2 rRNA genes are annotated in these 5,179 nt (G+C 56.7%); both read left to right on the forward strand.

Features of this window, described 5'->3' with window-relative positions:
- Positions 1–134 precede the first annotated feature (134 nt).
- A 16S ribosomal RNA gene (locus tag Aco04nite_RS15735) occupies positions 135–1,650 on the forward strand.
- Between the two features lie 408 nt (positions 1,651–2,058).
- Positions 2,059–5,168: ribosomal RNA gene (locus Aco04nite_RS15740) — 23S ribosomal RNA — on the forward strand.
- Together the 16S and 23S rRNA genes form the textbook arrangement of a ribosomal RNA operon.
- Positions 5,169–5,179: the final 11 nt, after the last annotated feature.

The following is a 5,179-nucleotide window of genomic DNA, read 5'->3' on the forward strand; positions in this document are numbered from 1 at the left end:
CGGTGTGTGGTTGTTCTTTGAGAACTCAACAGGGTGCTAGATAAGCCAGTGCCATTAGTAATACCTCGGTCTTTATGGTTGGGGGTTCTTCTGGCAGCAAGTTTATTGTTGCCGGGATGATTTTCCAAAGGTTTTTATTGGAGAGTTTGATCCTGGCTCAGGACGAACGCTGGCGGCGTGCTTAACACATGCAAGTCGAGCGGAAAGGCCCTTCGGGGTACTCGAGCGGCGAACGGGTGAGTAACACGTGAGGAACCTGCCCCAGACTTTGGGATAACCCTCGGAAACGGGGGCTAATACCGAATATTACCTTTCCTCGCATGGGGTTTGGTGGAAAGTTTTTCGGTTTGGGATGGTCTCGCGGCCTATCAGCTTGTTGGTGGGGTAATGGCCTACCAAGGCGAGGACGGGTAGCCGGCCTGAGAGGGCGACCGGCCACACTGGGACTGAGACACGGCCCAGACTCCTACGGGAGGCAGCAGTGGGGAATATTGCACAATGGGCGGAAGCCTGATGCAGCGACGCCGCGTGAGGGATGACGGCCTTCGGGTTGTAAACCTCTTTCAGCAGGGACGAAGCGAAAGTGACGGTACCTGCAGAAGAAGCGCCGGCCAACTACGTGCCAGCAGCCGCGGTAAGACGTAGGGCGCGAGCGTTGTCCGGATTTATTGGGCGTAAAGAGCTCGTAGGCGGCTTGTCGCGTCGACTGTGAAAACCCGCGGCTCAACCGCGGGCCTGCAGTCGATACGGGCAGGCTAGAGTTCGGTAGGGGAGACTGGAATTCCTGGTGTAGCGGTGAAATGCGCAGATATCAGGAGGAACACCGATGGCGAAGGCAGGTCTCTGGGCCGATACTGACGCTGAGGAGCGAAAGCGTGGGGAGCGAACAGGATTAGATACCCTGGTAGTCCACGCTGTAAACGTTGGGCGCTAGGTGTGGGGGACCTCTCCGGTTCTCTGTGCCGCAGCTAACGCATTAAGCGCCCCGCCTGGGGAGTACGGCCGCAAGGCTAAAACTCAAAGGAATTGACGGGGGCCCGCACAAGCGGCGGAGCATGCGGATTAATTCGATGCAACGCGAAGAACCTTACCTGGGTTTGACATCGCCGGAAAACTCGTAGAGATACGGGGTCCTTCGGGGCCGGTGACAGGTGGTGCATGGCTGTCGTCAGCTCGTGTCGTGAGATGTTGGGTTAAGTCCCGCAACGAGCGCAACCCTCGTTCGATGTTGCCAGCGCGTTATGGCGGGGACTCATCGAAGACTGCCGGGGTCAACTCGGAGGAAGGTGGGGATGACGTCAAGTCATCATGCCCCTTATGTCCAGGGCTTCACGCATGCTACAATGGCCGGTACAAAGGGCTGCGATGCCGTAAGGTGGAGCGAATCCCAAAAAGCCGGTCTCAGTTCGGATCGGGGTCTGCAACTCGACCCCGTGAAGTCGGAGTCGCTAGTAATCGCAGATCAGCAACGCTGCGGTGAATACGTTCCCGGGCCTTGTACACACCGCCCGTCACGTCACGAAAGTCGGCAACACCCGAAGCCGGTGGCCTAACCCGTAAGGGAGGGAGCCGTCGAAGGTGGGGCTGGCGATTGGGACGAAGTCGTAACAAGGTAGCCGTACCGGAAGGTGCGGCTGGATCACCTCCTTTCTAAGGAGCAACTCGACCATGAAAATGGTCCAGTAGCCCACACCGTCCGCATGTGGTGGTGGGGTGCTCATTGGCGGAGACACTGGCCAGTCTGTTGCCGGCAACGGCCACAAACACTCCTAGTACAGCCGCTTCCCTTCGGGGGAGGGCAACGGTGGGAACGGTGATGTGGTGCGGCTGGGATAAGGCGAATAGCACCCTGTTGGGTCCTGAAAGAACAACCGTGAGCGGTGTGAGCCGCGGGTTGTTGTTTCAGAACTATCCAGGCATGACCTGGTCCTTCATACCGCATCAGTGCATGGACGCGTAACAGCGAGCCGGCTTGGTGGTTTGGTGGAGGGCGGAGCGGGTTGTGGGTTGGTTGTTGGTTGAGAATTGCACAGTGGACGCGAGCATCTTGTTTTTTGTGGTTAAGTTGTCAAGGGCGAACGGTGGATGCCTTGGCACCAGGAGCCGATGAAGGACGTGGGAGGCCGCGATAGGCCTGGGGGAGCTGTCAACCTAGCTGTGATCCCAGGGTGTCCGAATGGGGAAACCTAGCACGAGTCATGTCGTGTTACCTGCATCTGAATTCATAGGGTGTAGGGGGGAACGCGGGGAAGTGAAACATCTCAGTACCCGTAGGAAGAGAAAACAATTTAGTGATTCCGTGAGTAGTGGCGAGCGAAAGCGGATGTAGCCTAAACCAGATACGTGTGATACCTGTCAGGGGTTGCGTATCCGGGGTTGTGGGACCCACTTGTTACAGCTGACACTGTAGTGAAGAGTTACAAAGTTGCATGTTAGTCGAATGGCGTGGGAAAGCCAGCCGTAGACGGTGAGAGCCCGGTAGACGAAAATCTGTAGCCTCTTTGTGGTGTTCCCGAGTAGCAGCGGACTCCTGAAATCTGCTGTGAATCTGCCAGGACCACCTGGTAAGGCTGAATACTTCCTGGTGACCGATAGCGGACGAGTACCGTGAGGGAATGGTGAAAAGTACCCCGGGAGGGGAGTGAAATAGTACCTGAAACCGTTCGCCTACAATCCGTCAGAGCCTTTAGGGGTGATGGCGTGCCTTTTGAAGAATGAGCCTGCGAGTTAGTGGCATGTGGCGAGGTTAACCCGTGTGGGGTAGCCGTAGCGAAAGCGAGTCTGAAGAGGGCGCTCTTTAGTCGCATGTTCTAGACCCGAAGCGGAGTGATCTAGCCATGGGCAGGTTGAAGCGTGGGTAAGACTGCGTGGAGGACCGAACCCACCAACGTTGAAAAGTTGGGGGATGACCTGTGGTTAGGGGTGAAAGGCCAATCAAACTCCGTGATAGCTGGTTCTCCCCGAAATGCATTTAGGTGCAGCGTCGCGTGTTTCTTGCCGGAGGTAGAGCACTGGATGGTCTAGGGGGCCCACAAGCTTACCGAAATCAGCCAAACTCCGAATGCCGGTAAGTGAGAGCGCGGCAGTGAGACTGCGGGGGATAAGCTTCGTAGTCGAGAGGGAAACAGCCCAGATCACCAGCTAAGGCCCCTAAGCGTGTGCTAAGTGGAAAAGGATGTGGGGTCGCTTAGACAACCAGGAGGTTGGCTTAGAAGCAGCCATCCTTTAAAGAGTGCGTAATAGCTCACTGGTCAAGTGGTTCCGCGCCGACAATGTAGCGGGGCTCAAGCACACCGCCGAAGCTGTGGCATTCACATTTATACTTCGCATCGACTTGATCGGTGTGCAGGTGTGTGGATGGGTAGGGGAGCGTCGTATGGCGGGTGAAGCGCCGGGGTGACCCAGGCGTGGACGCCATACGAGTGAGAATGCAGGCATGAGTAGCGAATGAAGGGTGAGAAACCCTTCCGCCGGATGACCAAGGGTTCCAGGGCCAGGCTAATCCGCCCTGGGTGAGTCGGGGCCTAAGGCGAGGCCGAGAGGCGTAGTCGATGGATAACGGGTTGATATTCCCGTACCCGCGTAGGAGCGCCCAAGACGAACTTTTTCATGCTAACCACGCAAACAGCCGGCGGCTTTCGGGCCAAGGGTTGGGAGTCTGGGACCCTGATTAATAGTAGTTTAGCGATGGGGTGACGCAGGAAGGTAGATGATCCCGGCCGGTGGTTGTGCCGGGGTAAGCGTGTAGCCCGCATCATAGGCAAATCCGTGATGCATTGAAGGGTGAGACGTGATGCCGAGCCGTTTCAGGTGAAGTCATTGATCCTATGCTGCCGAGAAAAGCCTCTAGCGATGTTCCGAGCGGCCCGTACCCCAAACCGACACAGGTGGTCAGGTAGAGAATACCGAGGCGACGGGCGAACTGTGGTTAAGGAACTCGGCAAATTGCCCCCGTAACTTAGGGAGAAGGGGGGCCGGACGCGTGAAGCCCCTTGCGGGTGGAGCGTGGTATGGCCGCAGAGAGCAGGGGGAAGCGACTGTTTACTAAAAACACAGGTCCATGCGAAGTCGTAAGACGATGTATATGGACTGACGCCTGCCCGGTGCTGGAACGTTAAGGGGACCTGTTAGCCCGTAAGGGCGAGGCGGAGAACTTAAGCGCCAGTAAACGGCGGTGGTAACTATAACCATCCTAAGGTAGCGAAATTCCTTGTCGGGTAAGTTCCGACCTGCACGAATGGCGTAACGACTTCCCCACTGTCTCAACCACAGGCCCGGCGAAATTGCAGTACGAGTAAAGATGCTCGTTACGCGCGGCAGGACGGAAAGACCCCGGGACCTTTACTATAGCTTGACATTGGTATCCGAATGTAATTGTGTAGGATAGGTGGGAGCCGGTGAAACTCGGACGCCAGTTCGGGTGGAGGCAATCTTGAAATACCACTCTGTTGGATTTGGGTATCTAACTTCGGGCCCTGATCGGGTCCAGGGACAGTGTCTGGTGGGTAGTTTAACTGGGGCGGTTGCCTCCTAAAGGGTAACGGAGGCGCCCAAAGGTTCCCTCAGCCTGGTTGGCAATCAGGTGTTGAGTGTAAGTACATAAGGGAGCTTGACTGTGAGACTGACAGGTCGAGCAGGGACGAAAGTCGGGACTAGTGATCCGGCACTTGCGTGTGGAAGCGGTGTCGCTCAACGGATAAAAGGTACCCCGGGGATAACAGGCTGATCTTCCCCAAGAGTCCATATCGACGGGATGGTTTGGCACCTCGATGTCGGCTCGTCGCATCCTGGGGCTGTAGCAGGTCCCAAGGGTTGGGCTGTTCGCCCATTAAAGCGGTACGCGAGCTGGGTTTAGAACGTCGTGAGACAGTTCGGTCCCTATCCGCCGTGCGCGTTGGATACTTGAGAAGGGCTGTCCCTAGTACGAGAGGACCGGGACGGACGAACCTCTGGTGTGCCAGTTGTCCCGCCAGGGGCATGGCTGGTTGGCTACGTTCGGAAGGGATAACCGCTGAAAGCATCTAAGCGGGAAGCCTGCTTCGAGATGAGGTATCCCACCACCTTGAGTGGGTAAGGCCCCCAGCTAGACTACTGGGTTGATAGGCCGGAGATGTAAGCCAGGTAACTGGTTCAGTCGACCGGTACTAATAGGCCGAGGGCTTAACCACCCTAAACTTGA

The sequence above is a fragment of the Winogradskya consettensis genome (assembly GCF_018332715.1).
GTDB classification, from domain to species: domain Bacteria; phylum Actinomycetota; class Actinomycetes; order Mycobacteriales; family Micromonosporaceae; genus Actinoplanes; species Actinoplanes consettensis.